Annotated in this window: 13 protein-coding genes; 2 read left to right on the top strand and 11 right to left on the bottom strand. The window is 56.0% G+C overall.

The genetic code is table 11. The features are described 5' to 3' along the window. Positions 1 to 54 precede the first annotated feature (54 nt). The 3 genes from lysS to WMO45_RS06300 all read right to left on the bottom strand — a co-directional run bounded on the left by lysS (position 55) and on the right by WMO45_RS06300 (position 2,898). Positions 55 to 1,560: a lysine--tRNA ligase gene (lysS, locus tag WMO45_RS06310; RefSeq protein ID WP_349139713.1), complete on the bottom strand. Its 1,506-nt coding sequence runs from the start codon at positions 1,558 to 1,560 to the stop codon at positions 55 to 57. Between the two features lie 12 nt (positions 1,561 to 1,572). After that, complete coding sequence (gene greA, locus WMO45_RS06305; protein WP_349139712.1) at positions 1,573 to 2,046, bottom strand: transcription elongation factor GreA; 474 nt, start codon at positions 2,044 to 2,046, stop codon at positions 1,573 to 1,575. 138 nt (positions 2,047 to 2,184) lie between these two features. After that, positions 2,185 to 2,898: a hypothetical protein gene (locus WMO45_RS06300; RefSeq protein ID WP_349139711.1), complete on the bottom strand. Its 714-nt coding sequence runs from the start codon at positions 2,896 to 2,898 to the stop codon at positions 2,185 to 2,187. A gap of 206 nt (positions 2,899 to 3,104) precedes the next feature. On the opposite strand from WMO45_RS06300, the gene WMO45_RS06295 reads away from it, so the two are divergent. Together WMO45_RS06295 and WMO45_RS06290 are read left to right on the top strand one after the other, a co-directional pair. Next, a complete protein-coding gene (locus WMO45_RS06295; protein WP_349139710.1) occupies positions 3,105 to 4,667 on the top strand; it encodes an alkaline phosphatase in 1,563 nt (520 codons plus the stop codon). Between the two features lie 101 nt (positions 4,668 to 4,768). Continuing rightward, on the top strand, positions 4,769 to 5,938 hold the full coding sequence (locus tag WMO45_RS06290) for a YibE/F family protein (RefSeq protein WP_349139709.1): 1,170 nt from the start codon (positions 4,769 to 4,771) through the stop codon (positions 5,936 to 5,938). A gap of 19 nt (positions 5,939 to 5,957) precedes the next feature. On the opposite strand, the gene WMO45_RS06285 is transcribed toward WMO45_RS06290, so the two are convergent. The 8 genes from WMO45_RS06285 to WMO45_RS06250 all read right to left on the bottom strand — a co-directional run bounded on the left by WMO45_RS06285 (position 5,958) and on the right by WMO45_RS06250 (position 22,755). After that, positions 5,958 to 7,394 (bottom strand): MerR family transcriptional regulator, encoded by a 1,437-nt coding sequence (locus tag WMO45_RS06285; RefSeq protein WP_349139708.1) that lies wholly within the window; start codon positions 7,392 to 7,394, stop codon positions 5,958 to 5,960. Positions 7,395 to 7,460: 66 nt separating this feature from the next. Then, positions 7,461 to 8,588, bottom strand: coding sequence for a S41 family peptidase (locus WMO45_RS06280; protein WP_349139707.1), 1,128 nt, complete (start codon positions 8,586 to 8,588; stop codon positions 7,461 to 7,463). Between the two features lie 71 nt (positions 8,589 to 8,659). After that, positions 8,660 to 9,913, bottom strand: coding sequence for a murein hydrolase activator EnvC family protein (locus WMO45_RS06275; RefSeq protein ID WP_349139706.1), 1,254 nt, complete (start codon positions 9,911 to 9,913; stop codon positions 8,660 to 8,662). A gap of 195 nt (positions 9,914 to 10,108) precedes the next feature. Further along, positions 10,109 to 10,999 (bottom strand): permease-like cell division protein FtsX, encoded by an 891-nt coding sequence (ftsX, locus tag WMO45_RS06270; RefSeq protein ID WP_349139705.1) that lies wholly within the window; start codon positions 10,997 to 10,999, stop codon positions 10,109 to 10,111. After that, a complete protein-coding gene (gene ftsE / locus WMO45_RS06265) occupies positions 10,983 to 11,675 on the bottom strand; it encodes a cell division ATP-binding protein FtsE (RefSeq protein WP_349139704.1) in 693 nt (230 codons plus the stop codon). The genes ftsX and ftsE overlap by 17 nt, the downstream gene beginning before the upstream one ends. A gap of 85 nt (positions 11,676 to 11,760) precedes the next feature. Continuing rightward, positions 11,761 to 12,852: a PucR family transcriptional regulator gene (locus WMO45_RS06260; RefSeq protein WP_349139703.1), complete on the bottom strand. Its 1,092-nt coding sequence runs from the start codon at positions 12,850 to 12,852 to the stop codon at positions 11,761 to 11,763. Between the two features lie 196 nt (positions 12,853 to 13,048). Next, positions 13,049 to 16,336 carry an S-layer homology domain-containing protein gene (locus WMO45_RS06255; protein ID WP_349139702.1) on the bottom strand — a complete coding sequence of 1,096 codons (3,288 nt, stop codon included), beginning with the start codon at positions 16,334 to 16,336 and terminating at the stop codon, positions 13,049 to 13,051. Positions 16,337 to 16,602: 266 nt separating this feature from the next. After that, positions 16,603 to 22,755: a glycerophosphodiester phosphodiesterase family protein gene (locus tag WMO45_RS06250; protein WP_349139701.1), complete on the bottom strand. Its 6,153-nt coding sequence runs from the start codon at positions 22,753 to 22,755 to the stop codon at positions 16,603 to 16,605. Positions 22,756 to 22,833 lie beyond the last annotated feature (78 nt).

Here is a 22,833-nt window from a genome sequence, read left to right as displayed (position 1 = left end):
GTTCAACCGGGAACGCAGGTGAAACGGTCTTGATGCGAGCCGTCCGGACTCAGCTCAGTCCAGCGGCTTCATGGTGGGGAAGAGAATGACGTCCCGGATGGAGTCGGAATCGGTCAGCAGCATGACCGCCCGGTCAATACCGATGCCCATACCGCCCGTGGGAGGCAGACCATACTCCAGAGCGTTGATGAAGTCCTCATCCATCATACCGGCCTCATCGTTGCCCATATCCCGCAGAGCCAGCTCATGCTCAAAGCGGCCGCGCTGGTCGATGGGGTCGTTGAGCTCAGAGAAGGCATTGGCAAACTCGCAGTGATTGATGAACAACTCAAACCGCTCGGTGAGTCGGGGATCAGCAGGGGAACGCTTGGTGAGCGGGGATACCTCCACCGGATACATCGTGATAAAAGTAGGCTGCACCAGCTTCTCTTCCACCCGCTGGTCAAAAGCCTCATACAGAGCGGTGCCCCAGGTGCGCTCACAACCATCCATATCGATGCCCTTGGCCTCCACAGCCTTGCAGGCCTCCTCATCATCGGAGATGGCGTCAAAGTCCACACCCACATACTGCTTGACCGCATCAATCATGGTCAAACGGGGCCAACCGGGGGTCAAATCAATGTTTACACCCAGCCAATTTACCTGATAGGAGCCCAGAATATCCTTGGCAGCAGTAGACAGGATGCCCTCGGCAATGTCCATCATATCATGGAAATCAGCATAAGCCTCATACAGCTCAATGGTGGTAAACTCCGGGTTGTGCTTGGGATCCATGCCCTCGTTGCGGAAGATACGTCCGATCTCATATACCCGTTCAAAACCGCCCACGGTGAGCCGCTTCAGATTCAGCTCAGTGGCGATGCGCATATACATATCGATATCCAGGGTATTGTGATGGGTGATAAAGGGCCGGGCAGTGGCGCCGCCGGAGATGGTGTTGAGCACCGGAGTCTCTACCTCCAGGTAGTCACGGTCGTCCAGATACTTGCGCACATGCTTAATAAAAGCGGTGCGGATCTGGAAGGTACGGCGCACATCCTCATTCATGATGAGGTCCACATACCGCTGACGATAGCGCATCTCCTTGTCGGTCAGGCCATGGAACTTTTCAGGCAGAGGCTGAAGGGACTTGGAGAGGAGCGTCACCTTGTGAGCTTTGACGGAGATCTCACCCCGCTTGGTCTTAAAGACCTCACCTTCCACACCCACGATATCGCCGATGTCGATCTTCTTGAACTTGGCGAAAGCCTCCTCGCCCAGCTCATCAATACGGACATACAGCTGGATGCGGCCCTTCCCATCCTGCAGATCACAGAACATGGCCTTGCCCATGCCACGCTTGGACATGATACGGCCGGCAACGGAGGTCTCAGTGCCCTCCAGAGCCTCAAAGTTCTCCTTAATATCAGTAGAGTGATGCTTCACCACATACTTGGTGATCTGGAAGGGGTCCTGGCCCGCATCCTGAAGCTCCTTGAGCTTGGCACGGCGGATCAGGCGCTGTTCGGACAGGGTCTGCTGCTCCTCAGGCTGGTTAACGCTTCTCTCTTCAGTACTCATTGTTCTGGCTCCTTACTTTTGAATCTCTAAAATACGATACCTTAATACTCCAGCGGGGGCCTCCACCTGGACCTCCTCGCCGATGGCCTTGCCCAGCAAGGCCTTGCCAAAGGGGGAATCCTCAGAAATGCGGCCGTTCATGGGGTCAGCCTCTTGAGAGCCTACTACCTGGTAGCTCTCTTCCTCCTCAAACTCCAGGTCCAGCACCTTTACTCTGGAACCCAGACGCACAGAGTTGGGATCGGTGTCGTGCTCCTCAATCACCACATAGTTGGACAGGATATTTTCCACTTCGGCAATACGGGAGTAGAGCTTGCCCTGCTCGTTCTTAGCCTCGTCGTACTCACTGTTCTCGGACAAATCACCAAAGGAACGGGCTTCTTTGATCTGATCGGCAACCTCTTTTTCCCGGACGGTTTTCAGATAATTGAGCTCCTGTTTGAGCTCCTCCAAACGCTCCGCGCTGAGCTTGAATTCTTTCGCCATTTCGCTGCGCACACCTTTCCTTCATTGCTTGCAGATAATAAAAACAGGCTAACGATAGCCTCTCTATGATTCAGAATGGAACAAATCCGCCACGTTAATACGATATTATATGTAGTTTGTTTTCTCCTGTCAAGTCAATTATTGCCGCAGTGCAGGACACAAATGGATTTTTCCCTCTCCAATCCGCCCCTCTTCCCAAAGCAGCGCAAGTAGTGGAAGCTCGTCCAATCCACGGGGAATCGCCCCCTCCAGCGGCACGATCCGCAAGCCCGCCAATTCCGGTTTTGGCCCGTACAAACGCAGCACTGGCCCTGCCGTCAAACCGCTGCTCGGTCCAAAGCAGAGCGTTACACCAGCCCCCGCACCCGGTCCCAATACCGCGGCCCCATACTCCATCCGCAGCCAATCGGCCAGCTCTTCTCCCCCCTCCTCTACATCAATACACAGATAGCGTACCCTGGGACACAGCGTCTGGGCCGCATAAAACAGCGGACGGGTCACACGCGGCCCGGCCAACGTGACGATTGCGCGCTCTGCCGCCGTCCCGGTCCGTTCCAATACTGCCATGGCCAGGCGGGGGGCCAGGTGCTGGCAGAACGCATCGGTTTCCACCGGACGCAGGCCGGCTGCGCGCAGCACCTCCCAGTATGGGAAATCCGCCGCCGTCAGTACCCGGCGCACTCCAGCTCTGCGCAGCCATTCGGCCCCCCTCTGTATCCGCCGCAAACACCGTGCCTGTCTCCATTCTTTAGGCGCGGGGACCTCCACCCTCAGCGCGGACAACCCCATGACCTGCTCCTGCATGGCCAACGGTCGGCGTCCGCGGCGCTCCGCAAGCTCCAAAATTCCCACCAAGCCCCATCACCTCGCTCTCAGAATATGCCGCGCCCAGGCGGTTATGCTTGCAAACACGCCGGAATTCCCAGTAACATGCTTCTTTACACAGGCTTACCAGCCTTTTGCGATTTTTTACACATCCCTGATAGCGGCGATCCGGCTGGTCGGATATCATGTATCCGTCCAACCGCGTTATCAACAAAATTTTGGAGGAATTAAGCATGAATTGGAAGCGTCCCCTGGCCCTCACCCTGGCTGCACTGAGCTTTGGCAGCACTCTGGCAGCCTGCTCTGGATCCACTGCGGCCACCCCGGACCCCACCCCTACTCCCGCTGCGGAAGTCCAGTCTCTCTCCAGCGAAACGGTGAAATCCCCCAAATATGTGTTTCTTTTCATCGGCGACGGTATGAGCTATCCGCAGATCCAGTCCACGTCTGATTTCCTGGGCGCGCTGAACGATGCGGATTACTGGCAGGCCGAACCCAGTCTGGATGATAACGGCGGCGCCATCCTGGATGGCCCCGAGTATCTGAACTTCATGAATTTCGAGGCAGCCGGCTCCGCTGTTACCTATGACTCCAACAGCTTCTGCCCTGATTCCGCCTCTACCGCCACTTCACTGTCCACCGGCCACAAGACCTATTCCGGCACCATCAACATGGATGAAACCGGCACCACCGCTTATGAGACCATTGCCGAAAAAGTCCACGAACAGCTGGGCATGAGTGTAGGCGTCATCTCCTCCGTTAACCTCAACCATGCCACTCCCGCCGCCTTCTACGCCCATCAGGCGAGCCGCAACGACTACTACGAGATTGGCCTGGAGCTGGTGGAATCCGGTTTTGAGTATTTCTCCGGTGGTGGTCTGCTCAAGCCCACCGGTCCCGATGGCGACCAGGAGGACCTGTACGCCCTGGCTGAACAGGCCGGCTATAACGTGGTCAAGACTCAGGCTGAGGCCGAGCAGGTCACCGAAGGTCCCGTCATCATCATTGACGAGCACCTGGCCGACGGCGATGCCATGGCCTATGAGCTGGACCGTACCGACGAGATGTGGTCCCTGGCCGACCACGTGGCCAAAGGCATCGAGGTCCTGGAGCAGGATGAAGATGGCTTCTTTATGATGTGCGAGGGTGGCAAGATCGACTGGGCCTGCCACGCCAACGACGCCGCCTCCACCATTCACGACACCCAGGCTCTGGCCGACGCGGTACAGGTGGCCATCGACTTCGCCAAGGAGCACGCTGACGAGACTCTGATCCTGGTCACCGGCGACCACGAGACCGGCGGTCTGACTATCGGCTTTGCCGGTACTGACTATGACACCTATCTGAACCTGTTGGAAAACCAGAAGATCTCCTTCGCCAAGTTTGACAGCGATTATGTGGCCGCCTATAAAGAGAACAAAACTTCCTTTGAAGATGTGATGGCTGACGTCACGGAACTGTTTGGCCTGAAGACCGAAGGTGCCGAGGACGACAAGCTGGTGCTTACCCCCTATGAACTGAGCCTGCTCAAAACCGCCTATGAAAAGAGCGTCAACGAGACCGCTACCGGCATGGATGAGCAGCAGGAGTATGTGATGTATGGTACTTATGAACCCCTGAGCGTCACCCTGACCCATATCATCAACAACAAGTCCGGTATCTCCTTCACCTCCTACAGCCACACCGGACTGCCTGTTGCCGTACTGGCTCACGGTGTCAACGCCGAGCAGTTCAACGGCTACTACGATAACACCGAAGTTTACAACAAACTGGCCTCCATGCTGAATGTGGCCTGATCGGCCCGCTCCCCTGTATCGGATCCGCACCCGTACCCCGCCCCTTTGGGCGGGGTACGGGCATATGTAAATCTCATCTCTGTCAAAAGGAGTTCCCAACCATGAAACGACACCTGACCCCCGCAGCTCTGCGTTACCATGCACCGGTGGCGGTATGTCTGCTGGCTATCCTCGCTCTGCTCCTGCTGCCCACCGGATTTGAGGGTGCGCTGGTCTATCAGGAAGCGGAACGCTGTACCGCCTTAGTGACGGAAACCGATGATTCCTCCATTATCGACACCGGTCTGGTACGCTCCGGCGAGCAGCGCTGCACCCTGGAGCTGCTGGACGGAGCCTTTGCCGGACAGACCGTCACCGGTATCAATATGCTCAACGGCTCCCTGGAACAGGACAAGCTTTTCACCCCCGGCGATAAGGCTCTGGTCGTAGTGAGCCACAACGGAGACACAATCACCAATGTCACCATGTCCGACCACTACCGGCTGGGCTGGGAAGCGGTGTTGGCCGCGCTCTTTGCATTGTTTCTGATTCTCTTCGCCGGACGCACCGGGGTGCGGGCCATCGCCTCCTTCGTACTGACGGTGCTCACGCTGTGGAAGGTCATGGTTCCTCTCTATCTAAAGGGATACAATCCCATCTGGGTGGGGCTCATTCTCACGCTCTTTCTCACTGTACTTATCATTGCGCTGGTGTATGGGTTTGACCGGCGGTGTGCCGCGGCGGTATCCGGCTCCTGTCTGGGTATACTGGTGACCTGTGTACTTGGCATTCTCTTTACCGATCTGTTTCAAATTCACGGAGCCGTAATGTCTTACTCCGAGAGCCTGCTCTACGCCGGCTATCAGCACCTGAACCTGACCCAGATCTTCATGGCCTCCATTTTTATTGGTGCTTCCGGCGCGGTGATGGACCTGAGCGTGGATATCTGCTCGGCTGTCCACGAGGTGGTGGAAAAACGCCCGGATATCTCCCGCTGGGAAGCCGCCCGCTCGGGCATGAACGTGGGGCGTGCCGCCATGGGAACCATGACCACTACCCTGCTACTGGCCTATTCCGGCGGCTATGTGGCCCTGCTTATGGTGTTTATGGCCCAGGGAACGCCGATCGACAATATTCTCAATTATAAATATGTGGCCTCTGAAATCATCCACACCGTGGTAGGTTCCTTCGGACTGGTTACTGTGGCCCCCTTTACCGCCCTTACCAGCGGATTTTTGCTGGCCAAGGGAAAGCAGACTGTCCCCCTGGACGCAAAAGAAGCGGCGGAGTGATCCGCCGCTTCTGCTTGTTCTATTCTGATCGAAGGGTCATGGTGAATTCCATCTGATACCGCAGCTGGTCTTCCGGAACGCTGTCGTCGGCAAACAACCAGTCTCCCGCATCCTGATACCCCTCCTGATGTACGGCCTGTGTAATGGTCACATCTCCGGCCTGGATGGTGTAGTTCCCAAAGCCCCTCTCCGAGATGGCGGTCAACACCCCGCTTTCCAGCCAACTGATGCAGTTGTAGTCCCCCACTGCCGCTGCAAAGGAGAGCGCCGCCAGCTGCTTCTGAAAGATGCTGTCTGCGATTATCGGCTCGCCCGTCAGGTCCTTGGCCAAGGTCACAGCGGTAACCTTCCCGTTCTCGTCCAGGGTAAGCTGATGGTCTGGGTCGCCATATCCCAGCCCATCCAGATGGAATACATTGCCCTGCTCCTCCCAGTGACCGTTCTCATCCATAGTCTGATCGGAGCTCCGGGTGATGTAGCGGTACAGGTCGTTTACATTGGCTACATACTGCTCGGCAGTAAGCATCCCACGGTGACGCGGCATCTGCGCCTGGGCCATTGTCAGAACCGCCAGGCCAAACAAGGCTGCCGCCGCCCCTGCACACCCCACACATCGCAGCGCTTTCGTGTCCTTAATGGCATAGCCACATTCTTCCTCCCAGGGCAGAGTCTCACAATCGGAACAGGCTCGGTAGCTCTTATAATAACGATAAAGATTATAAAAAGGAATGCCGTATCCCATACCTTTGGCAAAGACCTGCCAGGTGCGGGTCATGGCGGTGGTCCAGTAGATCTTCCCGCCGTACGTGTCCTTGACCTGAAGGCCGAAGATCCACTTGCCTGGGGTATAGCCCCAGGTAGACAGCAGCAGAGGCTCCACCACCAACATGGTGACGTAATTCAGGTAGATCCCCAAAAGAGTAAAAATCAAGTTGTCCGGTGGGTTAAACCGCAGTACCAGCGTGCCGAAGGCTGACCACAAAACGCTGTAAAGGAAAACATCCAGCCACCGGGCAAAGAGTCTGCGCCAAGGATAGGCCACCATGGGCGCGCTGTCCTTCTTCAGGCTGAAATATCCCTCCCCTTCCGCCGGACGATCCAGCGTATTCAGATACTTTTGGGCATCCAGGGTGGTATACTCCGCTTTATCATCCCGCATCGCGGCACACACCCGACCAGCCCACTCCAGCTCAGCGCGCTGCTCCTCCAGAGCGCGCTGCTGCATGGCCAGGGCGGTATCCAGCTCCAGCTCCCCCTGCTGCACCTTTTTGATGGTATCCAGAGACAGGCCCAGCTGGCGCAGGAGCTTGATCTTTTTCAGCGTCTCTATGTCAGCCTCGGAGTAGATGCGGTAGTTGTTTGCGCCCCGTTCCGGAGACAAAAAACCCTCCTGCTCGTAAAAGCGGATGTTGGCCCGGGTCATACCAAGTCTGGCTTCCAGTTCCTTGACGGTCATCCCACTCGCCTCCTTATACCTCAAATATAAGGCATAAAGTTGCTTGACAGTCAAGCATTTTTTCCATCAAGGCTCCAGCAATTTCAACGCAGCCTCCAACTGGGTGTCGCCTTCGCCGGTCTGATAGACCTCCTGGTCCAACGTCAGGCCGGTACCGATGAGGGAAGTACCGTTGCCGGTAAAGTAAGCGGCGGTGGAGATCGATATCGCTCCCCCGTGCGGCAGGGCAAAGGTCTGCTGAGAATACCCCTTGCCGCTGGTTGGCTCACCCACGATCTGAGCCACACCCTGCTCCTGGAGTTCGGCGGCAAAGAACTCGGCGGCGGAATAGGTGTCAGCGTTGACCAGTACCACCATGGGCAGCTCCACGCAGGAAGCATCGGAATTGGTGATCTCCTCATGGCCTGCCTTGTCCCGGGTGATGAAGATAGGTCCTTCCGGCAGCAGGAAGTCCAGCATATCGGTGAGCTCATGGAGATAACCGCCGCCGTTGTCCCGCATATCGAACACCAGCGCTTCGGCTCCCTGGTCCATCAGCTCAGTCACCGCCTCCTCCAGACGGTCAGCGCTGTTATCATAAAAATTGAGCAGGTGGACATAGCCCACATTTCCCTCCAGCATTTCGCTCTCCACCGGATCGGTCTCCAGGTCAGCCCGTTCTACCTTCACGGTGCGCACATTTCCGGCGGAATCCTGCACGGTAAGCTCCACCGTGGTACCCGCCTCGCCCTGGATGAGTTCCGGTCCGTCATAGCGTCCCTCTCCCGCCAGGCTGCTCCCGTCCACAGCGGTAATAAGCTCACCGGGCTGTAATCCAGCCGCCTCCGCCGGACCTCCGGCGGTCACCTCGGTGATAAGCAGGCCTTCCTCCCGCTCATAGCTCACAGTCACGCCGATACCTACATACCGGTTTTGCCGCCGCTGGTTCTGCTCCTGATACTCCTCCTGGGTCAGATAGTGGCTCCACCGGTCACCCAGACCGTCTACCATACCCTCCAACGCGGAATCCACCACCTCCGTCTCATCATATTCTCCCACAAACTGTGTACGGATGCGTACAAAGGCCTCAATCAGTGAGGCACCTTCCTCTCCCAGCACAGCCCGCAGGAGCAACAGTCCGCCGCCGGCGGTCACCACCAGAGTAACCACCACCGCCAGGAGCAGATGAAGGGCAGAAAAGCGTTTGTTTCGCATGGGTCATCAAGTCCTTTCTCTAAACAAAACGCGGGCGGAGGCTGCAGCCTCCGCCCGCGTACCGAATCCGTTTACCAGGGATCTACCAACGGCAGATTGGTATATTTGCTCTCAGGGTCCACGCGGATGTAGTTTTCCCGCACCTCCAGATGGAGGTGGTTACCCGTGGAGCTGCCGGTGGTACCCACATAGCCGATGACCTGGCCCTGGGACACCATCTCCCCTTCACTCACCGCCCTGGAACTCATGTGAGCGTACAGGGTAGAGTTGCCATTTCCATGGTCAATCACAACATAATTGCCGTAGGAATAGTGATAGGCCGAGGTGACTACCTGTCCGCTCTTGGCCGCCAGAATAGGCGTGCCAGCGGATGCCGGAATATCGATACCGGTGTGGCTGTGGGCCTGGCCGGTAATAGGATGAATGCGGTAGCCAAACTGGGATGTCAATCGGTAACAGCCCGGCAGAGGCCAAAGGTACCCGCTCTCAGAAGTGATGGTGATGTTGTTCTGCTTGCGCTGTTCCTCCAGTTGTTTCTGCTTTTTGGTAATCTCCGACTGGATCTCCGCGGCTGCTGCACTCTCCTCATCCAGCTGGCGGTTGACCTCCTCCACATTGGCGTTGATCTGCTCCAGCAGAGCCTGAGCCTCGGCCACCTTCTGCTGCTGTTCGGCTTTCTTGGCTTCCTGCTGCTCCTTGGCCGCCTGCTCCTCTGCCCGGGCACTCTCCAGTTCCGCCTGGAGCCGCTCCAGCTCCTCCCGGGCGGCCACCAGCTCATTCATTACCTGGTTGTCGTATTCCATGATAGCATCGATGTCCGCCAACTTATCCAGCATATCGGAAAAGCTATTGGCATTGAACAGGATGGACCAATAGGAGACATTTCCGTCTTCCTCCATGGCCCGCACCCGCTGGCAAAACAGCTCATACTGGGCCTGTTCTTTTGCTTCTGCCTCTGCCCGTTCCACTTCTTTTTGGGCGATCTCCCCATCGTAATAGGAAATCTGTGCATCAATGTTGGCAATCTCGGCATTGATGGCGTCCAGCTGCTGAACCAGAAGCTGGCGCTTCTGTTGGGCCGCCGCCTGATCCTCTTTCACCGCGGCCAGCTGATCCTTCAGCTCCTCCTGCTTGGCCTGGCTCTCCTGCTGTTCCTTTTTCAGCGCGTCGATCTCACTTTGCGTCACTGCGCCAGCCCCTGTAGCGATCATACTGACCATAGGCAGCAACAACAGCACGGCCATAACTGCCGCCAAAACGCCCATCAGGACCCGCCGCCACTCGATATGCTGTTTCCCCGGTTGTTTTTTCCGATGTTTTGCCACGTTGCAACTCCTTTTTTCGCGTCGGCACATCGCTTAGATCATCTGCGACGGTACCAGACTCACGCCGTTGAAAATGCTGTATATAGCGATAACCCTATCTGCAAATGCTCCACACAGAAATACTGCTTGCAAAAGAAGGCCGGAGTCCCCACTCCAACAGGCCATGCCTTCCTTCATCATATGTACTTCTCTCCATCAGACCTGCAGGAACTTTCGAATGGCCAGAAGCGATCCGCCCGTACCGATCAGAAATCCGGTCAGGGCAAATACCCCCAGTACCCGCAGGGCCATGGGCTGGAAAGGCAAAACCGTAATCAGCGCAATGGTATCGGAGGTTGCGATTGCCTCTCCCACCAAGGTATATACGCCCCATTCCAAAAAGAAGGCTACCACCGCACCTACCAGCCCCAGAATCAGTCCTTCAAACACAAAGGGCCAGCGCACAAAAGAATTGGTGGCACCGCACATCTTCATGATGGCGATCTCCTCCCGGCGGTTGAAGGTGGCCAATTTGATGGTATTGGCAATGATAAACAGGCTGACCAGCAACAAAATCACCACCAGGATGACCGCCACCGTTCCAGCGATGTTTCGCACCACCACAAAGCCCTCCGCTACCTCGGGCGCGGCAGTCACCTTGGCCACACCAGGCACCTGTTCCACCGCCTGCACCGTCTGCTCCATCTGGCTGATATCGTCCATATAGATATGGAACCGGTCCCGAAAAACAGTGGAAGGAAGTCCTTCAAACAGCTCATTATCCGCTTTGTCAGAAGAAAAGTCCGCCTGAGCGCTCTCCTTGGTCTCAAACACCGCCGAGGACACATTGGGCACCGCCTCAAGCACGCTCTGCAGCGCCCGTGCCTCTTCCTGGGTATAGCTCTCATCAATAAAAGCGGTAAATTCGTTTTCTTTCTCCAGGTTGCCCAGCATGTTTTCCGCATTCACCGCCACCAGGGTAAAGGAACCCATGATAAGCAGGCAACACACGATCATACAGACTGCAGCAAATGACATAAAACCATGGGTAAAGATGCTGCGGGCTCCTTCGGAGATAAAATAGCCAAAATCATATCGTTGTTTCATCGTCGTAATACCCGCCCGTTTCGTCACTGATAATCCTGCCGTTTTCGATGGCCACTACCCGCTTGGAAAAGCGGTTGACCAGTTCCTTTTCATGGGTCACCACCAGTACTGTGGTCCCCAGTTCGTTGATGCGCTCCAACAGCATCATGATCTCCAGCGAACGCATAGGGTCCAGATTGCCCGTAGGTTCGTCGGCAATGATCATCTGAGGATTGTTTACCAGTGCCCGGGCAATGGCTACACGCTGCTGCTCACCACCAGAAAGTTGGTTGGGCATCCGGTCTCCCTTCTGATCCAGCCCCACCAGATCCAGCACATAAGGCACTCTTTTGCGGATCTCCCGGTTTGAGGCTCCAACTGCGCGCATAGCAAAAATCAGGTTGTCCTGTACGCTTTTTTTCTCAATCAGGCGGAAATCCTGAAAGATCACGCCCAAGGTGCGGCGCATATAAGGCACTTGCCGCGGACGGATATTATTCAAGTTATAGCCATTGACCATGAGCCGCCCGCCCGAAGGCGCGATTTCCGCTGTGATCAGCTTGAGAATTGTGGATTTTCCAGATCCGGACGGTCCCACCAAGAAGACAAATTCCCCATCGTCTATGCGCAGGTTTATCCCTTTCAGGGCCTTGGTCCCGTTGTCATAGGACTTTTGGATGTCGATTAGACGTATCACACCAGATTACCTCATCTATCGTATTCGAAAGAAATACCCATTACCGCAAGGGACGCCGTCTCCGGCGTCCCTTGCATCTTTGTGTTTAGTTATCGATTCCCCGGGAGATCAGATACTTTTTGACCATCAGTGCCACCTTGAAGGTGATGGCATCGTCAAATTCCCGCAGGTCCAGGCCGGTGAGCTTCTTGATCTTCTCCAGCCGATACACCAAGGTATTGCGGTGGACAAAGAGCTTACGGGCCGTTTCAGATACGTTGAGGTTATTTTCAAAGAACTTATTGATGGTAAACAGGGTCTCCTGATCCAGCGCGTCAATGGGGTTCTTTTTAAATACTTCCTGCAGGAACATCTCACACAGAGTGGTGGGCAACTGGTAGATCAGACGCCCGATTCCCAGATTCTCATAGTTGATAATGCTCTTCTCCGTATCAAATACCCGGCCCACATCGATGGCAATCCCCGCTTCCTTGTAGGCCCGGGCCAGCTCCCGGATATGGTTTACAATGGTGCCGATGCCGATGACCACCCGCAGATGGAGCTCTTCCGTGATCTTTTCCTCAATCTGCTTGGCGATCTTGTAGAGGTCCCGGGTCTCGGAGCCCTCGGACAGCTGCTTGATGAGTGCCACATCGTTCTCACTGATGGACAGGACGAAATCCGTCTGCTTGTCCGGGAACATTGCCTGCACCACATCAATCAGTGCAGGATCCGTGGCCTCCACCTGACGGATCAAAAATACGGCACGGGGCACCTCAGAGACAAAGTGCAGCTCCTTGGCCCGGACATAGATGTCCCCCAGCAGAATATTATCGGAGATAATGTTCTTAACAAAAGTGGCCTTGTCATGCTTTTCTTCATAATAGATCTTAGCGCCATTCAGGGCCACCGCAGCCATGGAACAGACCATACTGGCCTCGCTGTCCTCTCCCTTGGCAAAAACAGCATAATCAAACTGGGCACCCCAACCTGCGAGTGCCTTAAATGTACGCCCTTCAAAGCGAACCAGATTCTCTTCTGCACGATTGACCGCTTCTACGGCGCCGGGCCAGTGCTCCCCAATGCAGGCGAGCTCATTGCATGCCACCACCGTTCCCTCGGAATCGATCACACCGATGGCTCTTTCCGTGCTGTCTTTCATCTGTAAGACAACGCTTTGAAACACTCTGCTGGACATGGTGACAGCCTCCTTCATTGATTCCCTCTCTCAGGATCCTTATATAACTGATTTTCTTTTCTATTATACCGACTCCTTTCGCCCTTTTCAATATCTTTTTTAATTTTTTTTGGTGAAATCGCCGAAAACTTATTTTACCAGCAATGCAACGGGCCCACGTCAGTTGACGTGGGCCCGTTGTTCTGGAAGTGTCTGGTTACTGCGCGATATCCTGGCAGAACGTCATCAGGATCTTGGCCATCTCAGCGCGGGTAGCGGTACCCTGAGGATCCAGGCGGGCGCCGTCCTTGCCGTTGATGATGCCGTTTGCCACGGCCCAGCTCATGGCCTGGGTAGCCCAATCGGAGACGCTGGCGCTGTCCACAAAGGCGGCCAGGCTACCGGAGGCGGAGGTACCGTAGCCCTTATACTGGGCGTAGCGGTACAGCAGAACCACCAGCTGCTCGCGGGTCACATTGTCGTTGGTGCCGAACAGACCGTTGCCGTAGCCGCTGACGATCTTGGCAGACACATTCCAGGTCACCGCGTCGGTGTACCACTGGCCGGCCAGCACGTCGGTGAAGCCAGACACACCGGCCGTAGCGGGGCTGCCCTCCATGTTGTAGATGACCTGAGCCACCATCGCCCGGCTGGAGAAGCCGTTGGGATCAAACCGGCCGCCGCCCACGCCGCTCATGATGCCGTTGCGGCCCACATAGTTGGCCGCGTCGGTGTACCACTGGTTGGCAATGTCGTTGAAGGCCGGCCGCACGATGACTACCGGCGGGGTGGTGGTATCGGTATCGCCGGTATCACTACCGCCCGAGCCTTCACCGCCGTTTTCCTCATTTTCCACAATGGAGTATACCTTCTCTGTGCCATCGGGCGCAGTAACTACCATTTGATCACCGATCTTAAGGACATCATTCACTTCTTTATCCTGTCCCTGCTGATCTTGTATTTTATAAACGAAACGTCCCTTCAGACTGGTAAGCTGATCTGCCAGTTGCTGTCCCGTCGTACCTTCCAATACGGAAATGGTACGCTGATTGTCGTCCAGTTTGGTTGTATCCGGAGCCAGCTTTGTACGTGCCAGTTTCACATCATTCTGCTCAGAATGATTGGGATAGCCTGTCCGCGTCTGGGTGGCAACTGCCTCCACGCTGAAGATCTGCTCCGGCATGCTGTCAGCAGTGAATGGAAGCATTCGAATTTGGTTAAACGTATAGGAACTTTCGCCCCGTACATCAATAACATTTCCAACGGCCTGTCCAAGCATCATATTCATATTGGACACAGAAATGTTCTGAGCATTATCCAATACAAGGGCATAGCGATTGTTATTCTGAGTGTCCTCATACGTCAACGAACCGCCATCAATCGTCATTCCATCCACTTTGGTAATCAAAAGTGCATAGGCGGGTAACGTTTTTGCGTTTGGATAGGAAGAAGGACGATAGCATCCTCCGGCGCCGACATTAGCAATTTCACTGTCGGCGTGTTCCAGCGTCTGGGCATAGTCTCCGGATGCCTCAATGCTGACATTTTCAAATGTGATGTTGGTCAAGGGATAAATCGTGCCCTCTACCATATCGTTAATGGTACGGTGTGCCTGAAATCCACTGATGATAACCGGAATAGCGCCCGAATTTCCCTGATTATGTTTCAGCGTAGCATTTTTAATGGTAACATTGTCGATTGTCCCCGCCTTAACCATTGCATCCGGTACACGGCCCTGACGGTCGGAAGCCATCAATGTAATACCTCCGGAGCAATTAGCCAAATTCACATTTTCAATGGTGACGTTCCGCACCGAACCACCGTCGTTGACACAAAATCCCAGACCGGCCTTATCTGCATTCTGGGTAATGGTAACATTTTTAATGGTCAGATCACTGAAATCTCCAAAGGTTTCAGAACCCAGCTGAAATACATTTCCACCGCCAATATAGTCGGCATAGATATTCTCAACGTAAGTGCCCGACACATTGCGTACAAATCCCAAAGAATAGTCCGAGCCCAGCTTAATGATATCATTGGAGCACTTAAGCACTTTTACATTTTTTGCAGTGGTGTTGTTGCACTGCATAAAGTTGACCACATCCCGCTGGTTCTCCAAATCTCCCACATAGATGTTTTCAACAGTGACATTGTCGCAGCCAGTGGCAATAAAAGCAAAGTGTCCATAATCCAGGAAGGTCAACGGCGCCTCTTTACTGGTACCCTTAACTGTAATATCCTTGCAAAGCTTAAACGAGAAGGTCTTGTCTCCCATGCCAGGCTGCTCAATATCCCCGGTTACTAAATTTTGGTTTCCGGTAATGGTGGCATTGTTACATTCCACCGCAATATTTTCCTGTCGTTCCGCCCAGAAAAGTGCGGCATGAAAATGACTGTGACCAAAATCCTGTCCATTCGAAAACGGCTCGTTGATTGGTTCCACTTCATCCAACTCACCCAGCGCTTTGAGCACTACACCTTCATCCAAATAGAGATGCACATTGCTCAGTAAATGAATGGTATTACTGGCATAAGTATGCCCCGCAGGAAATGCCACTAGGCCCCCGCCCTGTGCATTTGCGGCACGGATCGCCGCGTCAATGGCATCAGAATCGTCCGTAACTCCGTCACCAGCAGCTCCATAATCCAAAACATTGAACGTTCCGCTGTAAAATGGCAGTATGTTGGAGTCCCCGGCATCGGTCACCAGTTTACACTCATAGTGTACCTCAGGAGCAAGTCCCGAAATCGTTGCAGTACCATTATCAACAACCGCATTTTCTGCCTCTTCCCATGCTCCGCCATCCCGGCGCAGCCAGAATACAGGTTCCATTCCCTCCTGTGCAGTGTAAGTGAAGCTTGCGCTGGTAAAATCACTGTACGTATTCTCATCCACATCTCGTGCAAAGTCTGTAATAACATCCTTTACTTGTAATTCACAGGTATCTGTATAAAAAAGATCACCACTCTCAAACGATACCTCAAAGGGAACTGATTGAGCCGGTACTTCCTTATCCTTTAGTGTAATAACCACATCTACCCCATTATTAGGACGAAAATCGGCATTTGCATATGTAATGGTTCTTCCATCCGCGCTGATATCAATCTGTGCATAACCGTAGTCTTCACCTGAATAGTCGTATGCACCATCCGCACTGTTCTCCAGGGCCTGCTGAGAAAGAGAGACATCCCCCCGCCCCGCCACGTTGATCTGGTCATGCTCATCTGCAGTAATTCCTTCTGGCAAAGTGAGCGTAAACGTACCAAAAAGCGACATACGTTGTTCCATAGTTACCGGAAGCGTATACTCCAGTACGATATCACGTTTTGTCCCTGCTGTCATACTCTCATCAACCAACACCAAGGATTCTTCCTCTGATGGTGCAGAGAATGACATCTCTTTGACCGGTTCAGCTGCCCTTACCATCGTTAAGCCGGAAAGCATGGATACCGCCAACACACCGGAAAGCAGCCGTTGCAACCTTACACCGCGAAAACATCTCATAACTCATTTCCTCCTTGCCGCTTTTTCTTTTGGTAATTAAGAATCAAACGCCTGGGAGATGCTCTTCGTCGCTGCACAATCCCTCCTTTTTGTAGGGTAGAATTGGTCTTATGTTTTATTTTGTAATATAAATAAAACGTTTTTATCAATGTAGCACAAAGTGACCGTTTAGTCAACTTTTTATTTTCTGCCATTTCGCAGAATAGTATCTGCAAAAAACAAGGGCACCATCCGAAGATGGTACCCTTGTTTTTTTATTTCATATTTTATTCTGCAATCGTTTGGCAGAACGTCATCAGGATCTTGGCCATCTCAGCGCGGGTAGCGGTACCCTGAGGATCCAGGCGGGCGCCGTCCTTGCCATTGATGATGCCGTTTGCCACGGCCCAGCTCATGGCCTGGGTAGCCCAATCGGAGACACTGGCGCTGTCCACAAAGGCGGCCAGGCTACCGGAGGCGGAGGTACCGTAGCCCTTATACTGGGCGTAGCGGTACAGCAGAACCACCAGCTGCTCGCGGGTCACGTTGTCGTTGGTGCCGAACAGGCCGTTGCCGTAGCCGCTGACGATCTTGGCAGACACATTCCAGGTCACCGCGTCGGTGTACCACTGGCCGGCCAGCACGTCGGTGAAGCCGGACACACCGGCCGTAGCGGGGCTGCCCTCCATGTTGTAGATGACCTGAGCCACCATGGCACGGCTGGAGAAGCCGTTGGGATCAAACCGGCCGCCGCCCACACCGCTCATGATGCCGTTGCGGCCCACATAGTTGGCCGCGTCGGTGTACCACTGGTTGGCAATGTCGTTGAAGGCCGGCCGCACGATGACCACCGGCGGGGTGGTAGAACCGGTATCGCCGGTATCGGTATCACCGGTATTACCTCCCTGAGATGCCTCGGTAAAGGTCAGGGTAATGGGCATGGAATACATGGTGTACGTATCCCCGTTGGTAGGCATGGTATAGCTGGTGCCCAGCACGATCTGGGCGGTGCCGGCCTTGTCGGACCAGAACGCCCCGTTTTCGTCCCGCTGCACGGTGACAGAGCCGGAGATCTGCAGGAAAGAGGGCTCGGCGATGGTCTGCTCGCCGCCGCGGGTCTGCGCGGTGGCGGTGACGCTCATAGCATTCTGGGCCCCGATATTCCCGCTAAGGCTGCTGGCCGAAGCGGTTACACCGCTGAGGTAGCCGGTGCTGTAATCCACCCGATTGCTGGTGATGCCGTGATAGCCGTCGAAGAACTCCTGCTCATAAACCGACTGGTCATCCACCGTCCAGGGATGGACGTAGATGCCGCGGTGACGGGCTGCAGCCACCAGTTCAGGCGTCTGGCACATGGAATAACAGTTATAGAAGGCATTCAGGTCGTCCAGGGTGTTGGCAAACTTCTCCAGGTTGGTCGTCACATCGGAGAAAGCATACAGATACAGCACGCCTACCGCCACCTCGGGCATCTCCTCCCGGATAAGCTTGAGCTGCTCTTCGCTGAAGGAGATGAAGATCACCCGGTCCTCCATGTGGCATTTGCGTATCACGTCCGCCAGAGGCTTGATGAGGTTAGGATCGGTGCTCTTGATCTCAATGACGTGGATGATGTCGTCGTCCGGGTCGGCCTCATCGGCGGCCTGGAACAGCTGCTCCAGGGTGGGAATGCGGTCGCCCTCCTGGGCGTTTTCGTTGAAGGTCAGCTGCTGCAGCTCAGCCAGGGTGGTCTTGGCCACCTCTACATCCTCATTCATCAGCCGGCCGGTGGTCTCGTCGTGGTTGACCACGATGTAGCCATCGCTGGTCATGTGCACGTCGCACTCAATGGCGTCGGCTCCGGCCTTCACTGCCTCCACCGCCGCCCGCTCCGTGTTCTCCGGCGCAGTCTGGTGCAGGCCGCGGTGGGCCGTGATGACCGTCTGGCGGGTCAGTACCGGTGTATCCGGGTCAAAGGCCTCGATGGCATCCAGCGCGGCAGCCGCGTCCGACACCACCAGTCCGTCGGCTCCCGCCAGAATGGCGGCATTCACCTGGCTGCTCTCAGCGGCCACCCATACGTTCACCGCACGGGCCTGGATATAGGCCACCGCCTCACGGGTGGCGCTCCCGGCGGGGATCAGGGCAATACGGGAGCCGCTGCGGTTGGTATCCGATACCACGTCGATGAGCTCCTCCGGCATGCCACCGGTAAAGTCCAGCACCCCGCGCACACCGGCCCGCCCGCCGCAGGCCGCCTCCAGCACTGCGGGATCGGTGGAAAAGACGTTCACATCCACAATGCCGTTTTCATCCACATAGCTTCCAAAGGCCTCAGCCGCAGCCGTATCTTCGATACGGAAGCCGGCCAGGATCTTCTTGTCCAGGCGAGTCATATACTCGCTCAGGGAGATGCTCTCCTCCCCGTCCTGCACGCTCAGCACACCGTCAGACAGAGTCACGGTGCGTACCAGCGTAGCGGGCCGGCGCTCCGCCGCGGCCGCCTCAGCCGCCGGGGTTTCTTCGGTGGAAACCACCGTGGGAGACATGACCAGTCCGGTGGCAGGCTCGTAGACCTGGGTATCATAGCCGGTGGTCTGTTTGACAAAGGTCAGGGTAATGGGCATGGAATACATGGTGTACGTATCCCCGTTGGTGGGCATGGTATAGCTGGTACCCAGTACGATCTGAGCGGTGCCAGCCTTGTCCGACCAGAATGCCCCGTTTTCATCCCGCTGCACGGTGACAGAGCCGGAGATCTGCAGGAAGGAGGGATCGGCGATGGCCTGCTCACCGCCGCGGGTCTGCGCAGTGGCGGTGACACTCAGGGCATTCTGGGCCCCGGTATTCCCGCTGAGGCTGCTGGCCGAGGCGGTCATACCGCTGAGGTAGCCGGTGCTGTAATCCACCCGATTGCTGGTGATACCATGATAGCCGTCGAAGAACTCCTGCTCATAAACCGACTGGTCATCCACCGTCCAGGGATGGACATAGATGCCGCGGTGACGGGCCACCCGGACCAGAGAGGCATCTTGGGTGCCATAGCTGCAGTTGTAAAAAGCATTCAGGTTGTCCAGCGTATCCGAGAGATTTTTCAGGTTGGTGGCGTTATCCTGGCTGGTGCTGCTGTGGGTATTCAGTTCGCCCACCGAAACCTCCGGCATCTCCTGTCGAATCAGGGCAGTCTGTGCATCACTGAAGGAGATGAAGATCACCCGGTCTTCCATATTGCACTTGCGTATGACTTCTGCCAGAGGTTTGATCAGGTTGGGATCGGTGCTCTTGATCTCAATGACGTGGATGATGTCGTCGTCCGGGTCGGCCTCATCGGCGGCCTGGAACAGCTGCTCCAGGGTGGGAATGCGGTCGCCCTCCTGGGCATTTTCGTTGAAGGTCAGCTGCTGCAGCTCGGCCAGGGTGGTCTTGGCCACCTCTACATTCTCATTCATCAGCCGGCCGGTGGTCTCGTCGTGGTTGACCACGATGTAACCGTCGCTGGTCATGTGTACGTCGCACTCAATGGCGTCGGCCCCGGCCTTCACCGCCTCCACTGCCGCCCGCTCCGTGTTCTCCGGCGCAGTCTGGTGCAGGCCCCGGTGGGCCGTGATGACCGTCTGGCGGGTCAGCACCGGCGTATCCGGGTCAAAGGCCTCGATGGCATCCAGCGCAGCAGCCGCATCCGACACCACCAGTCCGTCGGCTCCCGCCAGAATGGCGGCATTCACCTGGTTGCTCTCAGCGGCCACCCATACGTTCACCGCACGGGCCTGGATATAGGCCACTGCCTCACGGGTGGCACTCTCAGCGGGGATCAGGGCAATACGTGAGCCGCTGCGGTTGGTGTCAGACACCACGTCGATGAGCTCCTCCGGCATGCCACCGGTAAAGTCCAGCACCCCGCGCACACCAGCGCGCCCGCCGCAGGCCGCCTCCAGCACTGCGGGATCGGCGGAAAAGACGTTCACATCCACAATGCCGTTTTCATCCACATAGCTTCCAAATGCCTCGGCCGCAGCCGTATCCTCGATGCGGAAGCCGGCCAGGATCTTCTTGTCCAAGCGAGTCATATACTCGCTCAGGGAGATGCTCTCCTCCCCATCCTGCACACTCAGCACACCGTCAGACAAAGTCACGGTGCGCACCAGCGTAGCGGGCCGGCGCTCCGCCGCGGCCGCCTCAGCCGCCGGGGTTTCTTCGGTGGAAACCACCGTGGGAGACATGACCAGTCCGGTGGTGGGCTCATAGATCTCAGTATTGTAGCCATTGTCCGCCATGGGCTTTTCCGGCTTTTCAGTGGGCAGGTCGGGCAACTCAGAGCTTACACGTAGGCTCAGCATCTCGGCCGTCAGACGGTCAAAGGTAAAGGCGATCTTGCCGTTGACCTGCTCGGCGGGAATATTCTTGGCCACAATGATCAATTCTTCGTTGATGTACTCATAGATGTTGCCATTCCTGTAGAGCACGGTGAGTTTATAGGTCTTGGCAGGATCAATCGCCTCGTGATAGGAGCCGGTATGGGTGACGTTCCAGCCATGGCTCTCCCCATCGGTCATCAGGGCAAATTCCACACCGTTGGTAGCGGTAGCGTTCTGACGCACGGCCATCTGGCGGAACGTGTATTCCCCTTCCACCGCGGAGTTGGGCCGCACACCGTAGGACACGGCCATCCAACGGCTGCTGTCCACTGCCGAAGTCATGCGTACCTCTGCCTCAATGCAGAAGTCCCGATCGAAGTTCCACACCGGCAGAACCACGTTTTCATAGGTGTTGCCCACGGTACCCGTCACATGGAGCGCACCGCCGCTGATGTAGGCGGTATCGCCCCCCGCCATGCGGGTGGTGGTGTAATTCATCAGCGCGGGGTCATCAAAGCTCAATTCTACCTCACTGTTGATGTACAGGGGCATGGTAGCGCTTTTCCCGTCCCGGGTCAGAGTCAGCTGCCAGCAGCCGGCTTCCTCATCCCAGGCGGCGGAAGGCGTTACCCCAGCGTCGCCCAGCAGGGCTGCCGCCTGCTCCTGGATAGACTGAGCGGTAATGCTCTCGGCGCTGTCAAAGGAAAAGGCACCCTGCAGCACCTTCTGAAAATCAGGCTTGAGCACATCAGCGTCCGTGCTCTCCTCCCGCTGGACATTCACTTCCACCTTGGCGCTCTGGCTGTTCCCATTCTGGGAGAGCACCGCCTGGAAGCCGTCGCGCTCATTGCCATCCACCCGCAGGCTGCCGCCCTGCTCCAGGAAGGGAGTCCCCTCCAGCGCAGCAGTCAGCTGCTCGGCCACAGCGGCACAGATGTCCAGATCGGACGCGCTGGCCGCCACCGTCACAGAGATGGCATCCTGAGGCAGCTGCTTCACAGCCGCCTCCAGTGCAGTGAGGGTAACCAGTTCCAGCTGGCACTGCTGTCCGTCCACGGACAGCGTCAGCTCCTGGCTGCCCAGTGCACCGCTGACCACCGGCAGAGTAGCCACACCGTTTTCAAAAGTGAGGGTGAGCTCGGTAGTGCCGTCCTGCTCCAGTGCCGTATCGTTGAAGCTCAGCGCAGGTAGCTGAGGCTCCTCCTCTCCCAGGAAACGGCTGCGATCCAGGGTGGCGTTGGCTTTCAGCTCATCCGCGCTCAGAGCCCGGTCATAGATGCGGATGCTGTAGTATTTCGCCTGGGTCTCGTAGCTGCTGCCGCCCAACCGGCCGCCCAGAATAAGCTGTTCAGCAGAAGCAAAGGTATTGTCCTTAGGCGTAATGGAGCTGACTTTCACGCCATCGGCGTACCAGCTGCTGTCTTTCACCTCGGCTGTATTCTGGAACACAATCGCACTGGGGCATCCAACTGCGTTGTCAAAGCTGGTCTGCAGGCGAGGATTTCCGCCCTGCTTGAGTTCCATTACTTCGCCGCCTGTCCGGGTAAAGATGCTGAAGGAATCTCCTGCTTCATCTACCGTCAGGATGGGAGCAAAGGGGCCATCATAGCCATTGTAGCCATCCTGGTCCACAAAGTACTCCACGGTAAAGCTGTCACTGTTGATCACTTCGTTCAGGGACTGGGGCAGATAGATCTTGCTCCGGTCCAGCTGGAGGTAATTCTCTCCAAATGAGTTGGTCCCTTCTCCCTCCAGCTTGTCGTCCCGGTTGATCTGAATCACTTCGCCGCCACTGGCCTGGCTGGTCCAGGTACCCGCCTCGGCATCTACCCCTTCCAGACCATCCAGACGGAACACCAGTCCGTCTGTTACATAGTCCTCAGGAATCTCTTCCACATAACCGCTCAGGGTTACGGTTTTTTCGCCGCTGAAACTGGCATCGCCCAGGTCGATCCGCAGGGGACTGGCACTGTTCACCACCAGGGCATCCTGCCCGGTAACCGTAAGGCTGGAGCCTCCGGCAGCCAGGGCGGGAACCGGGAGTGCAGACAGCAGCAGTGCCCCGGAACAGATCAGTCCCAGTGCGCGCTGAACTCCTTTTCTCATACCTTTGCAACCTTCTTTTCTGGGTGTTTTCCGGCTTTGAGAGACATAGCTGCCCAAAACCTTACTGTTTTATTCTAA

It is taken from the genome of Flavonifractor hominis, assembly GCF_040095835.1.
GTDB classification, from domain to species: domain Bacteria; phylum Bacillota; class Clostridia; order Oscillospirales; family Oscillospiraceae; genus Flavonifractor; species Flavonifractor hominis.
Note: the sequence above shows the minus strand (reverse complement) of the source record. Positions and strands in the feature narration are given on the sequence as shown.

Excerpts from the sequence above, each read along its gene's own strand:
- WMO45_RS06255 (WP_349139702.1), bottom strand. The coding sequence starts at position 16,336 with ATGAGATGTTTTCGCGGTGTAAGGTTGCAACGGCTGCTTTCCGGTGTG.
- lysS (WP_349139713.1), bottom strand. The coding sequence starts at position 1,560 with ATGAGTACTGAAGAGAGAAGCGTTAACCAGCCTGAGGAGCAGCAGACC.
- greA (WP_349139712.1), bottom strand. The coding sequence starts at position 2,046 with ATGGCGAAAGAATTCAAGCTCAGCGCGGAGCGTTTGGAGGAGCTCAAA.
- WMO45_RS06260 (WP_349139703.1), bottom strand. The coding sequence starts at position 12,852 with ATGTCCAGCAGAGTGTTTCAAAGCGTTGTCTTACAGATGAAAGACAGC.
- WMO45_RS06280 (WP_349139707.1), bottom strand. The coding sequence starts at position 8,588 with ATGCGAAACAAACGCTTTTCTGCCCTTCATCTGCTCCTGGCGGTGGTG.
- WMO45_RS06285 (WP_349139708.1), bottom strand. The coding sequence starts at position 7,394 with ATGACCGTCAAGGAACTGGAAGCCAGACTTGGTATGACCCGGGCCAAC.
- ftsX (WP_349139705.1), bottom strand. The coding sequence starts at position 10,999 with ATGAAACAACGATATGATTTTGGCTATTTTATCTCCGAAGGAGCCCGC.
- WMO45_RS06295 (WP_349139710.1), top strand. The coding sequence starts at position 3,105 with ATGAATTGGAAGCGTCCCCTGGCCCTCACCCTGGCTGCACTGAGCTTT.
- WMO45_RS06290 (WP_349139709.1), top strand. The coding sequence starts at position 4,769 with ATGAAACGACACCTGACCCCCGCAGCTCTGCGTTACCATGCACCGGTG.
- WMO45_RS06250 (WP_349139701.1), bottom strand. The coding sequence starts at position 22,755 with ATGAGAAAAGGAGTTCAGCGCGCACTGGGACTGATCTGTTCCGGGGCA.